This is a genomic window from Dyella sp. KRB-257 (genome assembly GCF_049445995.1).
Classification (GTDB): domain Bacteria; phylum Pseudomonadota; class Gammaproteobacteria; order Xanthomonadales; family Rhodanobacteraceae; genus Dyella_A.
This window is the reverse complement of the sequence record NZ_JBMSDZ010000058.1, coordinates 1-1127: the sequence shown is the minus strand read 5'-3', so window position 1 is coordinate 1127 and position 1127 is coordinate 1. Positions and strand designations below refer to the sequence as shown.

General features: G+C 59.2%; 1 protein-coding gene. It reads right to left on the bottom strand.

All coding sequences use genetic code 11. From position 1 onward, the window contains the following. Positions 1–258 precede the first annotated feature (258 nt). Positions 259–942, bottom strand: a complete 684-nt coding sequence (locus ACO2Q2_RS17490; RefSeq protein WP_423257528.1) for a rhomboid family intramembrane serine protease — start codon at positions 940–942, stop codon at positions 259–261. Positions 943–1127 lie beyond the last annotated feature (185 nt).

The window sequence follows — 1127 nt, the reverse complement described above, 5'->3', positions numbered from 1 at the left end:
CGCGGGTCAGGCGTGATCTCGGCGGCGAGGGGTGAATTGGTGGTCATCGGTGTACTCCAGCAGCGGAGCCCATTTGTTATAGATAAAAACCGAGGGTAGCTGTTGGGTCATACGTTGACACGTAGGGCCAGGCCTTCCGCCCATTGGCCTTGAAGACCGGCTCGCGGACATCGGCGAGGCCAGGCAAAGCCGCTCTCGACCGGTCTGCATACCGCTCGATGAAAAGAAAGCGACACCGTTGCCTCTGGCGCACCGTGACTACTTGCGCAGGCGGCGGGCGATCGCATCGCGGGAAAGAAAACCGAAAACGACGCCGAAAAGAAAACCCGCGATGTGCGTCCACCAGACCACCGCTCCGTAACTCGGGCCGGCATAGCTGAAAAGGAACTGCAAAAGCACCCAGATGCCGATCAGCAGGTATGCCGGCACCCTCACGAATTCGAAATACAGGCCCAATGGCAGCACCAGTCCAAGGCGTGCGCGCGGAAACAGGGCCATGTAGGTTCCAAGCACGGCAGACACCGCGCCACTGCACCCGATGATGGGGCGCAACACACCGGCCAGCGAGAGCGCGCCGATCAGGTTCGAAGCCATGCCGCCCAGCACGAACAACGCAAGAAAGCGGAACGACCCCAACGAACGCTCCGCTGGCAACCCGAAGATGGCCAAAAACAGTAGATTGCCGAGCAGGTGGGTCCACTCGACATGAATGAATAGCGCCGTGAACAGCCGCACAAGTGCGGGGTCCGACAGTTGCGGAAGAAACGGCAAATGGGTATCGAAGATGTTGGCCGGGATCGTGCCCCATTCGAGCAGCAGGAAAATCCGCTGCGGCGCGGGCATCAGCGCGAGACTGACAAACACCGCCACGCAAATGCTGACCAGTAAAAGCGTCGCCCACTGAAATCGTCTGCGTCGTCGGTTTTCCACGTGAACAAACATGCGCTATCGCAAAGATGGCCGATCAACAACGGGAGTATTTCACGATTGGAGTGCGCATTGCATGGCGCCCCACAAAAAACCCCCTCTTGTGGAGGGGGTGATTGGTGTATGAGGTCCCTGGCGGTGACCTACTCTTGCATGCGGAAGCACACTACCATCGGCGCAGCTGCGTTTCACTTCCGAGT